The organism is Cupriavidus sp. UBA2010, from assembly GCF_002335265.1.
GTDB classification, from domain to species: Bacteria; Pseudomonadota; Gammaproteobacteria; order Burkholderiales; family Burkholderiaceae; genus Cupriavidus; species Cupriavidus metallidurans.
Genome location: NZ_DDCI01000005.1, coordinates 35,956 through 53,637 on the forward strand (window position 1 = coordinate 35,956; position 17,682 = coordinate 53,637).

Sequence of the window (17,682 nt, forward strand, 5' to 3'; positions counted from 1 at the left end):
TCTCCTTTCAAGCCAACGCATCGCGGGGGAGCGAGGCAATACCCCGCGCGCGGTCGATCTTCTCGGCCACCCTGACTGCCGCATCCAGTTCGCTGATGCCGTACTGTTGCATCAACTCGAAACGCTCGGCCTTCTCCTCCGGTTCGGTCATCGCCATTGCGAGGTAGAGGCTCGGCGGCACGGCGCGGAACAAGACCTCCATTGACTTGGACAGGATCACGCCCTCGCTGAACTTGCCGGCCTCCTTGCGGGCCGACAGCATCAGCGCCTTCTGCGACGGATTCAGTTCGCGGAAGCGTGCGATCTTCTCGACTTCGTCCGGGGGCATCGATAGGCAGATCCACCACTCGATCATGTTGAGCATCGGCTCGGCCGCCTTCGGCAAGTCGTCCAGATTCTGCGTAGCCAGCCAGAACCACGCGCCGAGCTTTCGCCACATCTTCGTGATCTTGACCACGTATGGCGCGAGTAGCGGATTCTTGGTGATGATGTGCCCTTCGTCGGTGACGTTGATGATCGGCCGGCCGAGGAACTGGTCGCGCTCGGCGATGTTGTTCACCGTGTTGATGAGGCTGATGTACGCGATGGAAAGCTGCGCGTTGTAGCCCTCTCGCGCGAAGGTCGCCAGATCGACGACCGTGATGTCGGCTTCCGGCCACGGCGTGCCGGGCCGATCGAACATCTCGCCGTCGACGCCCTGGCAGAACAGGTTCATCGCGTCGGCCATTTCCAGCAGGCGGGTGCGCCGCATTTCCGGCAGCGTCGCGTCGTTGCCTCGCTCGCGCAGCGCGTCGCACACGTCGCGCGTGAGCACTGGGCGCTGATCGGCTACGCAACGCTGCGCGGCGTCGAGGATGCACTGGCGGATCAGGCTGCGGTCGGCGCGCGTCATCCGCGCTTCTTCCTTGTCCTCGCCGCCAGTAATCATCATCCGCGCAGTGATCTCCAGTTCACCGAGCACGTCGCGCTGTTCGTCGCCTTCGGTCGTGGCATCGGCCTCCTGTGCCTCGTCCAGCGCATCGGCATCGAGCGTCTGCACCTGGCTCGGCGTGGCGACAAGGCGCCACGCATCGGCAAACGGTGCGAGGCTCACGCCGGAGCCGGGTGCGAGCTTGACCCGGTGCACCGACAGACCCAACCGCGCCGCGAAGTCGCCGAATAAGCCGAACGAGTTGCCGGCCTCTACGATGAAAAGGCGGGGACGATAGATCGCGGTAATCTGGTTCAGGATGTTGTTGAGTGTGGCGCTCTTGCCGGAGCCGGTCGGCCCGAACAGGAACAAGTGCGCGTTCATTTGCCGGTCGAGACGGTTCAGCGGATCGAACGTGATGGGGCCGCCGCCGCGGTTGAAAAAGGTGATCCCCGGATGGCCCGTGCCTTGGCTGCGGCCCCAAACGGGTGCAAGGTTCGCCGCATGCTGTGCGAACATGAGTTGCGTGTACCACTGGCGCTTGTCGGCGGACGGATCGAATACCGCAGGCAACCAGCGCAGATAGCTATTGAGCGGCGCGACTTCGTCTTCCTCGCGCACCGGCTGCACGCCTGCGTTGAGCATGACGTTGACCAGTTGCAGACCGCGTGCATCGAGTTCGTCCATGTCGCGCCCACGCAGGTAGAACGCTACCGCACCACGGTACAGTTTGTGGGCGCTGCCGATCAGGCTGCGGACCTGTTGCACGTCCTGCCGGGTCTGCTCGGACGCGAGCGTTTCGCCGACCGACTTCTTGCTCAGGTGGTTGAGATGGGCTTCGAGCACATCCTGCGGCGTGGCGACGAGCGTCAGGCACAGCACCGTGTCCTCGGGCATCTGGTCCATCAGCGCATTGAGCGCGTCGCCCTTGCGCGTCTCGCCGGTCAGATGGCCGGTCGCCGGTGGCGTGCGCAGCCGATCCATCGAGATGACCCGATGCGGCATGCCGTCGAAGAGCCAGGTGCCGTTTGGCAGGTCCGAGTGCGGCTGGCCGAAGAACAGCCGCTGCGCGAAGTCGGTGCCGCTGGCCAGCTCGATTTCGCCATCCTCGTGTTCGTCCGGGTAGCGGGTGAGCGCGTAGAAACGCTCCCGATCCTCTGGCGTGTCGCCGAGCAGCGTCGGTGCCGGATTGAACCAGCGCAGCAGCCAGGCGTGGATGGCGGCTGCGTCAAGGTGCCTGGCCTTCACCCCTGCATTCGCTAGACCGCCCATGAGCCGGTCGCAGATGGTAGTGAGTGCCTGCTCGGGCGTCTGGCCTCGACGGGCGTTGGCAACTGTGGGCGTGCGCCGGTAAACAACCATGCGCACGCGCTGCACCTGGCCGCGCCACGGCAGGCGCGTGACGGTCGTGTCCTCGAACAGACCGCCGGGCTTGGCGATCGCGCGCAGGTGATGCGCGAAGAACCGAAGGTAAAACGCGCTGAAAGCGCTGTCCTGCGCGCGGGGTCGCAGATAGGTCTGCAACGTGCCCAGATAATCATTGAAGTCCGGTTCGTCCTGTGCGTAGAACTGCACCACCCACGGATGCTCGTCGAACTCGTCAAACGAGTCCTGCAAGGCGTTTTCCACCGCGTCGCGGGCCCGCCACAGCCAGGTCATCTCGCGGCCCTCAGTGCCGATCGGCAGCAGCTCGAAAAAAGCGGCGACGGATTGCCCGTCGTCCAGCAGCATGCTCTTCGAGCCGGGCAGGTATTCGGCCCAAGGCAATAGATCGACGAACGACGGCGCAACGTCGTAGAGCGCCTCGACGTCGGCCTGGGTCGCCGGCTTGCGCTTGCCACGACGCAAGGCCTCGCCAGGCGCGGGAATCCCATGCGCGTTCAGCGTGGCAACGTGCCGCTCCCACGCATCCGGCACGCCGGCCACGGTGCCGGCGCGCGGGACGGTCTTGCGCGGCCAGGGCAGCGACCACCGCATCAGTAGTCCTCCAGCCGTTCGCCCGGCATCGCGTACTGCACGCGCTGATACAGCGGAAAGACAGTCGTGTAGCCGGGCACCGGCACCGGGTCGGTGCCAGCCAGGTGCGGGAACACGTACATCATGAGGTCGGGGTTCGGCAGCCGATGAAACTGGCGGTAGATTTCGTTGGTAGCGTTGCGCGTGTAGGCCGCATTGGCGGCGGGTGCGTTCTGCACGTCGGCGTCGGTCAGCGGGCGGCGTAGCCCCTGGCGCGCATCGAGCAACTGGCGTGCGGCCTGGCCGCCGCCCGCGCTGCCGCCGGTCTCCTGGTTCCACACATCGAGCATCGTGCTGTCGCCGTGCGGCAGCAGCTTCTCCTTGCTGGTCGCGCAGCCACCAAGCGCGATCAGCATTGCGACGGCCAGCAGGCCGGTCGCGGCATCAGTCCAGATCCGGCGCATGGGCTTCTCCGATACGATGGTTGACCCGACGACCCTTGGGGTCGTAGTCGATGTTGAGAGGATGGTCGAGATGCACGGCGACCTTGGCGCCGGGCTGCACGTAGATCGCGGCGAACGCCTGGCCGTAGAGCTTGTTGACCCACTGCGACATCTGCTCCACGCCACCGGCGAGGATGCGGCCCATTGCCTCGTTGCCCGAGATACCCACGGTGCCGAGCGTCTGGCCGTTGCCGCCGCTGACGAAGGAGTAGTTGTTGTCGCCCTTGGGGATGAGCGCTGCCGCGCCCGCGCCAGCGGCGGTGATGAGCGCCTGCGAACCGAGGTACTGCTCGGCATTGCTGCGCCGCTCGCCGGACACGCACGGAATACCGTAGGGGTCGCTGATCCAGCCGAGGGCGCCCTGAATGGTGTTGGTGCTGCCGTTCTGGCTGCTGCTGTTGCTGGTGTTGCCGTTGGCGTTGCCCGAGTCCTCTGGTACGGTGCGGATCGTGCCGTCCTGGAACACGAAAGTGACCGAGCGAATCTGTCCGCGCACGCACGAGAGCGTCCAGTCGCCCGAGGCGGTGCCGCTGACCACGGCGCCGGCCACATCGGGAATGTCGATGCCGTTTGCCGTGAGGTTGTCCGGGCCGATCAGCACCTTGAACGGATACGGGTCGTTGACGGTTCCGTCGATCGGCACGCGGCCGATTAGCGCGGTCATGGCGACCGAGCCCATCAGCGTGGCGTTCGTTGGTACGGTGTAGACCGGCTTCGCGGGCCTGCCAACGGCCTTATCCCCGGCATCGGCCACCGTGTCCGCCGCGTTGTCGAGCGTCTTCTGCGCGGGACCGAAACTGGTCGGAAAGCTCGGCCCCTTGCCGTTGTTGCCGTTCTTCGTGTCGGGCTTGGTATCGTCGGGCTCCACCCAGCGCGTGCCGCCAGAGCTGGCACTGAAGTTCTTGCCGTCGCCGTCCTGAAGTCCAAGGCCGACCGGTAGATCGGCCTGATTGCCCTTGCCGGTGAGACCGTCCAGGCGCTTCTGCACGTCCTGCAACAGGCCCTGTGTCTGCTGACGGTCGCTGGAGACCTGATCGCGGTCCTGTTGCAGACGGCTACGCTCGCCGTCGAGCGCACTCTGGATGCGCTGGTCGATCGCGCTCTCGCGGGCGCGCAAGCGGTCGTTTTCGGTCTTGGCGTTCTTGTTGTCGTTGAGCGAGGTCTGCAATTCGTTGCGCAGTTGCTTGACCTGCGCGACCAGCGTGGCGACAGTATCGCGTGGCGTGTCGCCCTCGATCCCCAGCGCCTTCATTTCTTCGGGTGTGAGCTGGCTGGCCGCCGTCGGTGACGAAGACTTGGTGCCCGAACTACCGGAAAAGAGCTTGATGCCGACGAGCACGATGACCAGCGCCATTGGGATCATCAGCCACTTGAGCAGGCCGTTACTTTTCATCGCGACCTCCTTCGGCCTGGCCGGCCGCCGCCGCGGGCGGCAGGTTCACCATGGGGTCGATGGGCGCGACCGCCGGCAGTAGCGACTCGGCCAGGCCGTGGCTGCGGGTAACCAGATAGAGCACGGTGGTATCGGTGGATTGCCCCGCTGGTCCCAGGGTCGGGTGCTGGAACGTCGCCGCCACGAAGTCGCCCTGAAGCGCGCGCGGATCGAGGTCGAGCCAGCGACCGGCGGTATTGGTGAGTTGCACCGCCGTCACCCACTGGTCTTCGAGCCGCCACGCGCCGAGCGCGCGCGCTCGCACGGGCAGCGTCGGCAGCAAGGTGTCCAGGGCAAGGCCGCGGCGCAGGTTGGCCCGTCCGATGCCGGCGATCGGCTCCACCGTGCGCAACGGCGCGTAGAGGTTCTGCGCGGCGTAGCGTGTCAGCACGACGGGAATCGGCGTCTCGCGCGTGGCGACGGGCTTGCCGGACGTGCCAGAGCTATCGTCGGCATCGTCTGCTGGCGTCGTGACCTTGCTGCCGTACCGCGTCGTGGGGGCTTCGTCTTCTACGATGCGCACCGGCTCCAGCGGAGTTTGGCTGTCTTTTGCCGGCGTGGCGGCAATGTCGATCAGGATCAGCGCGCCGGATTCCACGTCCTGCAACTGCAACCGGGTCGGCGCGATTGCGTCGCTCGCGCGCAGATAGATCGCACCGCCCGCGCTTTGTACGCGCAGGTGGTCGGCGATGTCCGGTGTCACGCCAACGCGCACGTTGCGGTCGATGAACACCACGCGCTCCTGACCGACGACGAGCGGTACGGCTAACGGCAGGCGTGCCCAGTGCAGGATTTCGACAGCATGGCCAATGGAGGCAAGCCCCAGGCTCAGGGCGACGCCGGCCAGGGCCGACAGGACAAGGCGCTTCATGGGGTGTCTCCCTGTGGGTGGTCCGCCGTAGTGGTGGTGACCGGCGAGCTAGCAGGCGTGGCGAGCGGCCCACTGATGGGCGTGCTGGCCGGGGTTGGAGCCGGCGCGGCTTCGATGCGCTGCGGCATGCCCGCGTAGCAGTCGAGCGCGAGGCCGAACGGGTTGTGCTCAGGATCGATGTCCATGCGCACGACCTTCAACGGATAGCGCACGAGCGCACGCTTGACCTGGTCGCCGCCGTAATACTCGTCCGCAGTCACGTCGAGCGTCACGATCCAGTCGTTGTTGGAGATGACCTTGACGCGCGTGGCCGGGTCGTCGCCATAGCCTCGGCCGGGAATCTCGTAGATGCCACGCACACGCTGACGCAGTTCGCCGTTGCTGCGCCGGTATTCGTAATCCTGTTGCAGGAAGGCGCGGCAACCCGGCGTGAGATAAGCCGACAGCGCGTTCAGGTTGCGCGGATAGTCTGCCTCGCCATCCGTGGGCCAGCGCTGAAGTTGTTGCCAGATGTAGAAACTGAAGGCATACACGCTCTCGGGAGGCACATCCCACCAGCGGCGCACGCTGCCCGAGCGCAGGTCGGGCGGGACGTGAATCGTGAGATTTTTCGGGGCACTCCACCAGCCGAAGGCGAGCAGCAGCGCCACCACAAACAGCGCGCCGGCCGCAAGCCGCAGCGTCTTGACATGCGCCTGCAGGTATTCGATCTCGTTGCGGAAGCGGCTCATGAAGCACTCCGGGCGGAAGAGCGTGCACTGGCCAAGCGCCGGGTGGTCCAGCAGCCCGAGCGGGTGATGAGGGTTCGTCCGCCCATCAGCGCCGCCAACGCTGGGTAGCGCAAGGCGAGCCACCACTGAAGCTGGCGGTAGAGCCAGGTATCGGGCCGGCCTCGTTTCTGCCGCCGCAGAAAGCCGCCACCGGCAAAGACGCCCAGCGCGATGCCGGCCACGATCAACGTCGGCACCATGGCGATGCTGCGCGTGACCCAGGCCAGCGGCAGGCCGAGCGCCAGTCCGGCCGCAGCCGACAGGCCGGTGCAGATCCACAGCTCGTCGGCGGTCAGCCCGCGCACGACCACCGGCTGGCGGTTCAGCCGGTGCGGCAGGAAAATGACGAGCCCGTCTTGCAGGCTTTCCGATGCGGCGGCCATGAGTCGCCGTCCTTACAGAACACCGGTGGCCTTGGTCAGCAGCCAGATGCCGACCACGAGCAAGATGGCGCCCACGGCCACCGTCAGGCCGAACTGTCCCCAGGTGGCGCGGCCGGTGTGGATTTCCGAATAGCGGGTGTAGGCGTGGTAGCAGACGCCGATGAACATCGAGGCGACGACGAGCAGCGCGATCAGCATCACGATGTCGTAGCCGTAGTTCTGGAGCGTCTGGATGATGCCGCTGCCCTGGCCGCGCGAGGGATCTTCCATGGTCGGCAGGCCGGCTGGAAACGCCGACAGCGGCATGGCGGCGAAGATCAGCGGGACGAATGGCGCGATGACGCGCGTGGCGGTGCGATGGAGAGTGAGATGAGTGCTCATGGCAGTACGGCCTTTCGAGGAATCAGGACAGGAGGAAGAAGGTCAGCACCACGTACATCGCGAGAAATCGCACGACGACACCGAGGAACTGACGTTGGGAGAGGCGTTGCTCGGCCCAGCCGACGTAGGCGGTTCGCATGGCCCAAACGCCCCACAGCAGGAGCACGGCGAACACGATGCTGAGCACGACCGTGGAGACAGCCGCGGGAGTGAAACCGCCGTTGGCCTGAAAGGCGGTGACTTGATCGGCGGAAGGCGTCATGGCTTCGACGCCTCCTTACCGTCGTCGGCACTACCGCGCACGTAGTCGCCCGCGAGAGGCACGGGATCGCGCGGCTGGGCGCGCTGGGGAACGAGGTAATCCTGCACGCCGGCGCGGACCCGCTTCACGTCCTCACGCAGACGTGCATAGTCGAAGTGGTAGCGGGCCCGCTCCTGGGGCGACACATCGGCCGCGTGCTCGGCGAGCCGGTTAACCAGTTCGAGCTGGCGCGCGAGCGCGGCGAGCTGCTCGCGCTCGGTCGCATCGTCTGCGGCGACAGCCGGTGGCAGTCCCGAAACGACGAGCAGCACCGCGGCGAAGGCGTGGCGCCAGGTCGGTGGGTAGCTGGAAAGGGAAGCCATCGTGCCGTGCTCCGGGGATGCGGATGGCACGATGCTGAGGTGGCGCGGAAACCCGCGCCGTAAACAATCGGGACTAGATCGCCACCGCTTTAGTCACGGCTGTATTCAATAGCCCTCGTCTTGAGTATCTTGGCTTTCTGAGATGCGCTCCATCAAAGGTACTTCTTGAAGGTTGCTGCTGCGATGTCGGTGGCGATCCCCAGCAGCGCGGCGGCGGGCAGGAGGATCAGCAGCGGATGCACGCTGACCGGCAGCGCCAGATACACCACCCACGGCAGCACTGCCAGCGGCATCAGGCTCGCTTTGGCGCGGTGGTAAATGAAGCCGGACTCCCGGCCAGCACCGAAGCGGCGCACGTCCCGGCGCGCGAGGCCGTCCACGAACCCGACGAAGGCGGCGAGCAGGAAAAGCGGCAGCGTCAGCATCAGCACGAAGAACCGCACCAGGAAGGTCAGCACCGTGTAGACGGACGCGATCAGATAGGCTTCCACATGCACGTAGACGAGCGCCATGTAATAGCGGAAGTCATGTGCTTGATTGCGGGTGCCGGCGCTCGCCTGCGCCGAGGCATTGCGTATCCATTCCAGCAGGCCACTTTTCACGAACAGCCAGTCGTAGGCGTGCTCGATCAGCACGTGCGCGGTGCGTCCAGGTTCCTGCACCAGCGCGCTGCGTGTGAAGTTGGCCGAGAACTGATCCAGCTCTTGATTGAGCATCGCCTGGGCGTGATGCCAACCCTCCTGCGGCCAGAAGAAGTGCATGCCGACGCACTCGATCAGGATGCAAAGCAACAGCGACCCGCACAGCACGCCGAACAAACGAAACGGTAGCGTGATGAGGCTGGCAACGGCTCCTTGCTGTTGCTGCTGCGCGCGCTTTGCCGCGACGGCCGGGTCGCTCACGATTCCGCCTCATCGGCGACAGTCGCCAACTGCTTGAAATCGCCCAGCAGATCGTCCGGCAATGCGCTTTCCTGCAAACCGGGTAAGCCCTGATTTTCCCACCAGTCGACGGCCTCGACATAGTGCTGTCGCATGTAGCCGGCCAATTCCTGCAAATCCTTCGGCATCACCTCGTCTGGATCGGGTGCAGGTAGCGGCATACGCACTTTCCAGAGGTTGCCGCCTTCGATTAGCGCAAAGCATTGCCCCTTGGGCAGTGCGACGATGTGCGCCGGTTCGATCAATGGCACGCTGGCGCTGCTGATGCGGTCCTGGGTATTCGACGTGAATGCCGTGTTGCCGCGCGGGTCGGAACTGTCGGTCGCGCCACTCACCAGCGAGGTTGCGTACACATCGACTTTAGGTAACTGGCGCGTCAGCAGTTCGGCGGTTGCCGTTTCGCGCACCCGCAGCATGAAGAGGTTGTTGAAGTTTCCGACGACCTGGCCCGCCTTGGCGCGGTTGCCGATGCGCGCTTCGATGTCGGAAAGCGTTTGCGTATAGGCCGTTACCTGCACACCGGCACCGCCGCCTTTATTGACCATCGGGATGAACTCGTCGCCCATGAGTTCGTTGAACTCGTCGGCATGCACGTTGATCGGCACCTTCACGCCTGACGCGGCGCCGGGCAACCCATCGTCAATGCCGAACTTGTAGATGTGTCCAGCGACCGAGACGAGATCCGAGAACATGGAGTTGCCGACAGCCGAGGCCACTTCGGCGTCAGACAGTGCATCCAGACCAACATAGACCACCGCGCGTTTGCGGATGATCTGCATCCAGTCGAAGATCGGTCGCGGATCGCCCAGGTCCGAGTAGTTCGGTGCCAGCAGTTGCGCGATCTTGCCAGTGGTGAGCTTTTCCAGGAGAGGGAGCAGCGACGCGACGATCTTGTCGAAGTAGGTACGGTCGTAGCGCACGGCGCTACGCAGGCCGTCGAGCACCGGGTCATAGACGCGTACCTGCGACAGGTACTGCTCCAGGGCAATGACGCGCTTCTCGCGTCCGATCATGTTGCGGGGGATGTTCTTGTCGTTGAGCTTCGCTTCGAGCTGGACGATGATTTCCCAGGCTTTCGGCTCATGCGTGGCGAAGTAGTGCTGCGCGTATTCGATGAACAGAGCATCGATGTTGATGACGTGGCGCTGGATCAGCAGGTAGTCGGGACGCTGCCCCAACTCCACGAGCGCTCGGGCGATGATATTGACGAACCGCCATGCAAACTCGCGGAACGCGGCGCTGTTGCCTTCGCCGGAAAGCTGGCCGGCGATGCGCGTAGCCACCTCGCTGATGCGGCCGAAGCGACCCACGGCGTTATAGCGGGCGCTGATGTCCGGCCAACCCAGGTGGAACACGTAAAACTCGCCTTCACGTCCTGCGCGCTTGGCCTCGACGTACATCCGTTTCAAGAGATCGGCGTCGCCCTTAGGGTCGAAGACGATGACGACTTCGTGCTCACCGGCTGCATTGCGTCGCCGGATGTCCTGAGTGATGAACAGCTCTGCGAGCCGGGTCTTGCCGACGCGGGTGGTGCCCAGCACCAGGGTATGACCGACACGTTCACCCAGCGGCAACGTGACGTCGACCTCGCGCGGTTCAATGCCGTGCAACCGCGGCAGACCGCCGACCGGCGGCAGCGGCCGCGCGGGGTTCAACGGGCTGTCCCACGTCAACGCCTTGGTAAGCCGGGAGAGCGGAAACGGCGCGAACTCCAGCCTTTCCTCCAGGCGCCGTGCGACCCGGTAGATCATGGTCGGCTCCACGTAGCGCCGGAACTCGGGCCGGTAGGTCTGCATCAGCCGGTGTGTGTGCCGCTGGTCCCAGCGGAACCCGCGGCCGACGAACAGCCGCTGCTGGCTGACGGGCACGTCGCGGCTGGTCATCACGTAGCGCGGCAGGCGGCGGATGTTGCGGCGATAGCGCAGGATGACCCAGGCATCCCACAGCCGGGTCGCGCCGAAGACCAGGAAGGCGAGTGCACTGGCCAGACCCAGCAGCGGACTCAGCGCGAGCGACCACGGTGCCACCACGCACAGAAGCGCGGCGCCCGTGCACACGGCAACGGTGTATAGCTCCACCGCTGGCCGCAGCAGTACCTCGATGGTATGGGGCTGGGCCATCGCGGACGCACGTCAGGGCTCAATGCCGGTGGCGGTAATCAGCACCGGGTAGTGGCGGATACCCAGCCGTCCGGCCAAATCGTCCCCCGACACCGGCGACAGCATCAAGCCTGGCGCGAGACGCCGTAGCGACGCCAGCGCTTCGGGCGAGGCCACATTGACCACCAGCCCCACGGCCTGAAGGTCGCGCAATGCCCTTTGCCGCTGCCGTAGCCAGGCACGCGAGCGATCGTCGTCTCCGACCAGAAAGAGCGGCGTCAGGCCCGGTGCGCGGATTACCCTGCGCGGTTCGTCACCCGGCGACAGCCGTGCGGAGCGCACCGGCAGCATGGCCGCTTCGGCATCGGTCGGATTGCCGATATGGGGAGCCAGGGCCGACGCGGGCGGTGCGTCGGAGCCAGCATCCTGGGGATTGAGCGCCTGGTAGTACGGCAGCGCAGAGACCCCGCCGCGGTCATCGACCACGATCAGCGGCGCGCTGGTGGTCTGCGCGTGGACGGTCGTTGCCGCAAGCAATCCGAGGGCGAGAAAGGCAATCCGGCTCATGGTGTCGTGTCCACGGAGGGAAGAGGAACGCCGGGGCCGAGCACGCGCGTCAGATGCTGATGGACGCTGCGCCGGTAGCGGGCTGCCGCTTCGCCACCGGCGGGACGGTGGTAGCGGCCGATGGCGAGCAGCCAGTCTTCGCCCGGCAGGTGCTGCTCGTGCAGGATGTCGGCGGCAATCGCCAGGTTCCGGTAGGGATCGAGCAGTTCGCAGGGTGTGCCATAGCGATGTGCCTGGTAGCCGAGGTTGACCTGGCCGAGGCCCGCGTCGATACGACTGGCGGGTGCGCGAGCTAAGGCACGGCTCAGGCCTGCGCAGGCTTCGATGCGCGTGGCGTAGCGTTCGGCCTGACCGGCGACGTTGAGCGTCCACGGCCAAGGGATCAGCCGGCCTCGCAGCTTCGCGCCGCTCTCTTGCAAGGCGACCGCGTACAGTACCGGCGACGGCACGCCGGCCTGTTGCGCGGCGAGCTGATAGGCCGGAGGCGGAAGTTCCTGCGCCTGGACGACCAGCGCCGGGATGGCGGCGCCGAGCAGCCACGCCATGCCGAAGGCGGCGCGTAGCGGGCGGGATTGCCGCGTTACTGGCGCTGCCATTGCCCGTTCACCTCGCGCACCACGGCCGGCAGTTCACCGGGAAGGCCCAGCGAAAGCCAACGTCCGCCGTCGTGGTTGAGCGTGATCGTGTGGGCGCGCACGCGGGCCGGGTCGATGCCGGCCTGCGTCGCCCACTGGCGGATCAGGGTGTCGTCTCCGCGGCTGCCGACCATGTAGAGGTCAAAAGGCGTACCGGCGGCCTGGAGTTGCCGCACGCGCTGTTCGCAGGGCGTGCAGTCGGCCTTGATGAACACCGCCGTCCGGCCAGACCCCGTGTTGCCGACGCTGGGCGTCTGGGTGTCGGGCAGACTCACGCGCGGCTGGCCGGGAAAGAGTCGTTGCCAGGCGGCATCGTAGGCACGCTGGTAGGCCAGCGTCTTGTCCACGCGCCGGGCTTCGGCCTGAACCTGCAACTCCGCGTAGTGGTTGCGCTCCTCGTCGTTGCGTGCCTCGATACCAAGCGCGCTCAGCGGATCGAGTTTCGGTGCGTAAATCCCCAGCGGACCTTGCATCAACTGGCGGTAGCGCGCCCATTCCTCGGCACGCAGGCCCCAGTCGTGCGCCTGGCGCTCGTCGAGCGCGGCATCCGCGTTGGTCTGCGTCTGGCTGAGGTTCGTGCGGGAGGTCGCCGTCGAGGCCGACTGCGCGCGAGCGTGCAAGGACGCCAAACCCAGCGCGCAGAGCAGGCAGGCGGCGATGGCAGACTGTCGCATCTTGGCCGTCCTACGGTAGCGCCACGCGCTGCGGCTGACCCTTCACCAGAAACAGAGCAGCATGGGCGTCGATGGATTGGAGCTGCCAGTCGCCATCGCTGTCGCCTTCGCGCAGCAGACGGACGTTGGCGAGCGAGGTCGTGGCCGGTGACGCGATCGACAGGAAGCGTTCGCCACCGCGCAGTTCCAGGCCGACAATCCGAAACGGTGGCGTCTGCACCTTGGGTTGGGTTGCTACCGGCGCTCGTGATCGACGCACGGTAGGCGTCGCTGACTTGAGTTCTTGCTGGCGAGCCTCGACGGTGTCGACGCGCTCCTGCAAGGCTTGCAGGTCACTGGCATGCGCAGCATCGGCTTGTGCCTGTTCAACGCTGGCGAGCCGGGTTTCGAGTACCTGGCGGCTCGCTGCGAAATCGGCCTGGCTCACGGGCTTGGGCTGGTGTTTGTCGGCCTCAGCTTGCTGGGCCAGTTCTGCTATCTGCCCGGCAAGTGCCTTGATCTGCGTGGCCTGTGTGTCACGGCGGCCCTGTTCGGTCAGGCGGGAGAGTCCGACGCTGTGGACGATGGCGATTAGACTGATGAGCAGGAGCCAGATGCCGGCGGCGATCTTGAGCCAGCGGGTGCGGCGACCTGCTTCAGGGATTTGCGGAAAGGTCATGGCTGCTCCCACGGTTGGAGGGCATCGAGGGGATCGGTTCGGGTGTCGGCAGGGGGCGAAACCGGCGCGGTCACGGCTTCGGTCGCGGGAGTGGTCGACAGCACCGGCGGCGTTTGCCGGGCGAAGCACACTTGCCGGGCGGCATCGTCGATGGACAGCTCCCAGGCATCGGAGCCGGCGAGCGTCAATAACGCATCACGTAAGGCCAGCGGGCCAAGATGCAAATGCGCGGCGGGCAGCGGCAAGGCGTAGAGCGTGCTGGCATCCGCGGTATCGCAGAGCCGGTAACCTGAGCGCAGGAGCACGTAGCGCAGTGCATCGCCGACGGTCGCGTCGGAACCGGACGGAATGGAAATTTCCACCACCTGTTGCATCAGGTCGCGCTGCGCCAGTTCGGGTACCAACTCGACCAAGGTGTAACGGCCGTAGCGGGTCACTGGAACGAACTCAGGAGGCGGTTCGGCTACGGCAGCGGCAGGCGGTTCCGGCGGTGCTTGCGGTGGCGTCACCGTCGCGCAGCCGCCGGCCAATAGCGACCAGAGCAGGCCGAGAAGCGCCGGGAGCGGGCCTCGGTCGGAATGGCGAAACAAGGGGTGGTCGGGGCACATGGCGCGGCGTCCTGAAGCATCGAGTCCTCACCATCGCCGCGCAGGCTTCACGCGGCAGCAAACAAAGCGAACTGCGCAGCGTCGGATTTCACAAAAAAGAACGGCCCCGAAGGGCCGTGCAGGTACAACAGGTAGATGTAGAGGTTGGGATCAAGCCGCACCAGGTACCAGACCCAGCGTGCGGACTGCCGCCAGGAGAACCGGCTGTTCGGTGTCGTCGTAGCAGAGGAAGGGTTCCTCTTAACCGGCATCTTCGGCCAGCGCTTGCGCCTTGTCGTAGTGGATGCCGAGGTCGTATTCCTCGTCAGTCACGGTGACGGTGAAAATCGGCATGTCGGGCATGCCCGATGCGTTGCGGCAGGCGACCGCGATGTGAAAGGTCTTCATGGGATCAATTCCTTGTACTCAGTCATCCAACGTCGTTTCCATGCGCTCGCGCATCTCGGAAACGAAATCGTCGGGTGCCATCAGGCCGTAGCGCGCCAAGCGCGTGGGAATGTCCTCGGCAGCGAGGTTGCCGTCCTCGATGCGCAGGCGCATGAAGTCGGCGATCTCGGCTTCGGATAGCGGGGCTGGCGGAACGGACACGTCGATCGTGTACTCGTCCACTTCCGCTGCGGTCTCGCCGGTCAGCAGGCCGTTGCCGATGGCGTGTTCGCACATCTGCTGGAGACGCTCGACCATTTCGGTCGAAGGCTCGCCGTTGAGGAGATAGGCCACGTCTAGCGTTAGACGAACTTTGACGGTATCGGTAGCCGGTTGGGTGTTGTGGTTCATGGAATGCTCCTTGGGAGAACAAAGCGATGACGCCATGCCCGCGAGGGGCATGGACGCATCGGTGAGGTGAGGAAAAATGCGGCGACCGTAGGGCCGCCACGATGGGTTTGACGATCAGGCAGTGACCAACTGGCGGGCCAACGCCACTTCGACGGAATCGTCGTCCTGGTTCAGGACGTCGAGCCCGGATTCCGGCACGTCGCCAGAGGTGGATTGCGAGACCATGATCTTCTTGGCCATGAGCGTGAGGCAGGTCATCTGCGACGTTGCCGCGTAGCCGAGGTAGATCACACGCACGGGCTGCTTCTGCCCGATGCGCCACGAGCGGCGGGCCGCCTGCTGAAGCGAATAGACGTTGTAGCCCGACTGCATGAACACGATCGTCGGGAACTCCAACAGGTCCAGCCCCGTCTTGACCAGCTCCGGGTTGGTGATGAGCACATCGATGCCGCGATCCAACTGCTCGGCGATCCAGTCCTCGCGGCGGGAGGCATCCACGCTCGCGCGCAGCACCGCCACCTTGAAGCCTTCCTGCTCCAGCAGCATCTTCAGGCGTGAAGTCGTGTCGCGCGTGCCGGTGTAGACCGAATACACCAAGGTTTTTCGACCTTCGGCCTTCTCCTGCTTGCAGACTTCGATCAGCTCGCGTTCCTTGGGCATCACTTCCAGCTCGTTGAACTGAGCCGGGACATACGCCAGGGTGTTGCGCGTGCGCGGATGCACCACTGTTTCCGACCGGAAGCACGTATCCGGCCAGGCCAGCAGCACGTTGAGGACCACCCCGAGCAGCGTCGTGTCGCGTTTCGCCAAAGCCTGACGCAACTCGGCCGTCAGCCGCCCGGACAGGTCGCGGTAGGCCGCGGCTTGCGCCGGATCCATCGCCACCTCGCGGAACTCCTCGTCATACGGCGGCAGGACGTTGCCGCCGATGTCCTTGAGCTTGAGGAAGATCGTGAACGGCAGGATGCAGCGCAGCACCCCTTTCGGGCCAAAGCCCGGCGCCTTGACTGTGCGCACCGATACTTTGGTGCCCTTGGCTGTCTTGTGCGCGGTGCCGGTACTCTCGGAATAGATGTCCTTGAGGACACCGTGATCGCGCATGAACGCCATGGCTGCTGACGTCATGCTGCCGTTCCTGGTCGGGCGGTAGCCGTCTTCGATCATCCGCCCAGGCAAGGCGCGGAACAGCAGATAGAACAGGTCGTCGCCGTAGCCGCCCATCAGCGTGCCGGTGAGCAGCAACGTCTTGCGCGACTTCGCCGCCAACACGCCCATGGCCTGCCCTTGGGCGCTGCCACCGTTCTTGTACTCGTGCGCCTCGTCGGCGATGAGCAGGTCGAACGTGCCTTGCGGCAGGTAGCGTTTGATGAACTCCGAGGGTTGATAGCCACCCTCGCCAAAGCCGAACTCCATGTTCGCCATCGCCCGTTCCATGCGCGTGGCCTGACGGTCGGAGAAAACCAGCTCGCCATCGCCATCCATCAAATTGATGAACTCGTGGATGTTGTCGCCGAGCATCGACGCCAGGAACGCATCGCCGAACTTCTGCATCAGCTTCTGTGCGGTGACTTCCCCGATGGTCGGGATACGCTTGAGCGCCTTGAGCACAGCGGAGGACTGGTCACTGGCGGACAAGCCCCTCGGACGGATCAGCGTCCACAGCGGTGCGGCGCAATGGCTGCACTTGCGGCGGTATTCCTCGGCTTCGAGTTCGATCGGGTTGACCGGCTCGCCGTCGAGGTCGGTGATGACGTGCCCGCAGTCCGGGCACATGCCCACGTCGCCGTGCCGGGTGCGCCGCCGGGTGAAGACGGGTTTCCAGTGGAAACCCATCCGCATCCGCACGCGGCCCAGGACGAAGAACTCCTGACCGGACGGCTGCACACCGAGCTGCTCGCGCAGCTTGATGAGCTTGACCAGCGTGTCCGGGCCATTGAGCACCCAGACCTTGGCGCCAGCCACCGTCTCCTGGATCTCGCGCCGCCACTTGTAGACCAGGTGCGGTGGCGAGAGGACCAGCGTGCGGCGGTAACCTTCGGCGTTGAGGACGGCGGCGGTGGCGATGCCGACGGTGGTTTTGCCGCAGCCCATCTCGCCGTTGACGACCGCAGCGCGTTCGCCACGATCGATCAGCAGTTCGGCGGCGGCATGGACTACCTCGGCCTGTGCCGGGAACAGCTTGCGCTTGAGGCTGGCGACGATGAGCTGGCGGTGCGCCTGCGGTGTGCCGGAGTAGACCGGCGGGTTGGCGCGGTTGAGGGAATCGAGCAGTTCGTCGCCGAACTCGGCAACGAAGTCCTGAAGGCTCAGGGTGAGCGGAGAAGGTTCTGCGTCGAGCAGTTCGCCCTGCACGGGCGAGGTCTGGGCGGCGGCGGTTTCGAGATCAAGGGACATGGTGATGCTCCAGATGAAAATGAGGCATGCACCACCCCCACGGGGCGATGGCATGCCCCGGTGTGGGAAGAGAAGAACGGCGCTTGGCCGTCGTGCGTGGAGAGGATCAGTACTCGCTGGGCAGCAGCAGCGTGGTGACGCTGCGATCCCATTCGGTAATGATCCAGAGCTTCAGGTCAGGCTCGACCTGGTAGGACGAGAACAGGCGATCCTCGCCGGACTTCAACGCGGCGTCGTTCTGGCGCCGGTCGCTGTCGTCGAGGTCACCCCAGTCGCCATGGAGATGGCGAAACAGGAACGGCGCGGGGTTGAGCCGGCCCTGCCGGACCAGTTCATCGACGCCGCAGGTCATGACCATCTGGCCGGGCGAGAAGCGCCGGTTCGAGGTCTGGGCGATGGGAGATGCTTGGGTTGCCATGGTGTGCTCCCTGGAGAATGGAGGGGCCACGGCACCCCAGCGGGGTGGTAGACCCCGGTTGGGTGGATGAGAGCGACGGCG

20 protein-coding genes are annotated in these 17,682 nt (G+C 65.4%); all 20 read right to left on the bottom strand.

What is annotated here, in order from left to right:
* Positions 1 to 7 precede the first annotated feature (7 nt).
* Complete coding sequence (locus B2246_RS01595) at positions 8 to 2,887, bottom strand: conjugative transfer ATPase (protein ID WP_150982035.1); 2,880 nt, start codon at positions 2,885 to 2,887, stop codon at positions 8 to 10.
* Complete coding sequence (locus tag B2246_RS01600; RefSeq protein WP_150982036.1) at positions 2,887 to 3,330, bottom strand: TIGR03751 family conjugal transfer lipoprotein; 444 nt, start codon at positions 3,328 to 3,330, stop codon at positions 2,887 to 2,889. Before B2246_RS01600 ends, B2246_RS01595 begins: the two co-directional genes overlap by 1 nt.
* Positions 3,311 to 4,762 (bottom strand): TIGR03752 family integrating conjugative element protein, encoded by a 1,452-nt coding sequence (locus B2246_RS01605; RefSeq protein WP_150982037.1) that lies wholly within the window; start codon positions 4,760 to 4,762, stop codon positions 3,311 to 3,313. The genes B2246_RS01600 and B2246_RS01605 overlap by 20 nt, the downstream gene beginning before the upstream one ends.
* A complete protein-coding gene (locus B2246_RS01610; RefSeq protein WP_150982038.1) occupies positions 4,752 to 5,672 on the bottom strand; it encodes a TIGR03749 family integrating conjugative element protein in 921 nt (306 codons plus the stop codon). The genes B2246_RS01605 and B2246_RS01610 overlap by 11 nt, the downstream gene beginning before the upstream one ends.
* Complete coding sequence (locus B2246_RS01615) at positions 5,669 to 6,403, bottom strand: PFL_4703 family integrating conjugative element protein (RefSeq protein ID WP_286881754.1); 735 nt, start codon at positions 6,401 to 6,403, stop codon at positions 5,669 to 5,671. Before B2246_RS01615 ends, B2246_RS01610 begins: the two co-directional genes overlap by 4 nt.
* Positions 6,400 to 6,825, bottom strand: coding sequence for a TIGR03750 family conjugal transfer protein (locus B2246_RS01620; RefSeq protein ID WP_150982040.1), 426 nt, complete (start codon positions 6,823 to 6,825; stop codon positions 6,400 to 6,402). The genes B2246_RS01615 and B2246_RS01620 overlap by 4 nt, the downstream gene beginning before the upstream one ends.
* A 12-nt stretch (positions 6,826 to 6,837) precedes the next feature.
* On the bottom strand, positions 6,838 to 7,206 hold the full coding sequence (locus B2246_RS01625) for a TIGR03745 family integrating conjugative element membrane protein (protein WP_150982041.1): 369 nt from the start codon (positions 7,204 to 7,206) through the stop codon (positions 6,838 to 6,840).
* A 22-nt stretch (positions 7,207 to 7,228) separates the two neighbouring features.
* On the bottom strand, positions 7,229 to 7,468 hold the full coding sequence (locus B2246_RS01630; RefSeq protein ID WP_150982042.1) for a TIGR03758 family integrating conjugative element protein: 240 nt from the start codon (positions 7,466 to 7,468) through the stop codon (positions 7,229 to 7,231).
* Positions 7,465 to 7,830: an RAQPRD family integrative conjugative element protein gene (locus tag B2246_RS01635; protein ID WP_150982043.1), complete on the bottom strand. Its 366-nt coding sequence runs from the start codon at positions 7,828 to 7,830 to the stop codon at positions 7,465 to 7,467. The genes B2246_RS01630 and B2246_RS01635 overlap by 4 nt, the downstream gene beginning before the upstream one ends.
* 152 nt (positions 7,831 to 7,982) lie before the next feature.
* Positions 7,983 to 8,732 (bottom strand): TIGR03747 family integrating conjugative element membrane protein, encoded by a 750-nt coding sequence (locus B2246_RS01640; RefSeq protein WP_150982044.1) that lies wholly within the window; start codon positions 8,730 to 8,732, stop codon positions 7,983 to 7,985.
* Positions 8,729 to 10,891, bottom strand: a complete 2,163-nt coding sequence (gene traD, locus B2246_RS01645) for a type IV conjugative transfer system coupling protein TraD (protein WP_150982045.1) — start codon at positions 10,889 to 10,891, stop codon at positions 8,729 to 8,731. Before traD ends, B2246_RS01640 begins: the two co-directional genes overlap by 4 nt.
* Before the next feature lie 12 nt (positions 10,892 to 10,903).
* Positions 10,904 to 11,437: an integrating conjugative element protein gene (locus B2246_RS01650; protein WP_150982046.1), complete on the bottom strand. Its 534-nt coding sequence runs from the start codon at positions 11,435 to 11,437 to the stop codon at positions 10,904 to 10,906.
* Positions 11,434 to 12,033 (bottom strand): transglycosylase SLT domain-containing protein, encoded by a 600-nt coding sequence (locus B2246_RS01655; RefSeq protein WP_150982047.1) that lies wholly within the window; start codon positions 12,031 to 12,033, stop codon positions 11,434 to 11,436. The genes B2246_RS01650 and B2246_RS01655 overlap by 4 nt, the downstream gene beginning before the upstream one ends.
* Positions 12,018 to 12,746, bottom strand: coding sequence for a TIGR03759 family integrating conjugative element protein (locus B2246_RS01660; RefSeq protein WP_150982048.1), 729 nt, complete (start codon positions 12,744 to 12,746; stop codon positions 12,018 to 12,020). The genes B2246_RS01655 and B2246_RS01660 overlap by 16 nt, the downstream gene beginning before the upstream one ends.
* Positions 12,747 to 12,756: 10 nt before the next feature.
* On the bottom strand, positions 12,757 to 13,404 hold the full coding sequence (locus tag B2246_RS01665; protein ID WP_150982049.1) for a hypothetical protein: 648 nt from the start codon (positions 13,402 to 13,404) through the stop codon (positions 12,757 to 12,759).
* Positions 13,401 to 14,012, bottom strand: coding sequence for a PilL N-terminal domain-containing protein (locus tag B2246_RS01670; RefSeq protein WP_150982050.1), 612 nt, complete (start codon positions 14,010 to 14,012; stop codon positions 13,401 to 13,403). The genes B2246_RS01665 and B2246_RS01670 overlap by 4 nt, the downstream gene beginning before the upstream one ends.
* Positions 14,013 to 14,252: 240 nt before the next feature.
* Positions 14,253 to 14,399 (bottom strand): hypothetical protein, encoded by a 147-nt coding sequence (locus B2246_RS01675; protein ID WP_170292634.1) that lies wholly within the window; start codon positions 14,397 to 14,399, stop codon positions 14,253 to 14,255.
* Positions 14,400 to 14,417: 18 nt separating this feature from the next.
* Entirely contained in the window at positions 14,418 to 14,789 is a 372-nt protein-coding gene (locus tag B2246_RS01680) for a hypothetical protein (protein ID WP_223505781.1), read from the bottom strand.
* Positions 14,790 to 14,903: 114 nt separating this feature from the next.
* The gene (locus B2246_RS01685) at positions 14,904 to 17,183 is read right to left on the bottom strand and encodes a helicase-related protein (protein ID WP_150982051.1); all 2,280 of its coding nucleotides are present in this window, start codon (positions 17,181 to 17,183) and stop codon (positions 14,904 to 14,906) included.
* Positions 17,184 to 17,289: 106 nt separating this feature from the next.
* On the bottom strand, positions 17,290 to 17,601 hold the full coding sequence (locus B2246_RS01690) for a hypothetical protein (protein ID WP_150982052.1): 312 nt from the start codon (positions 17,599 to 17,601) through the stop codon (positions 17,290 to 17,292).
* Positions 17,602 to 17,682: the final 81 nt, after the last annotated feature.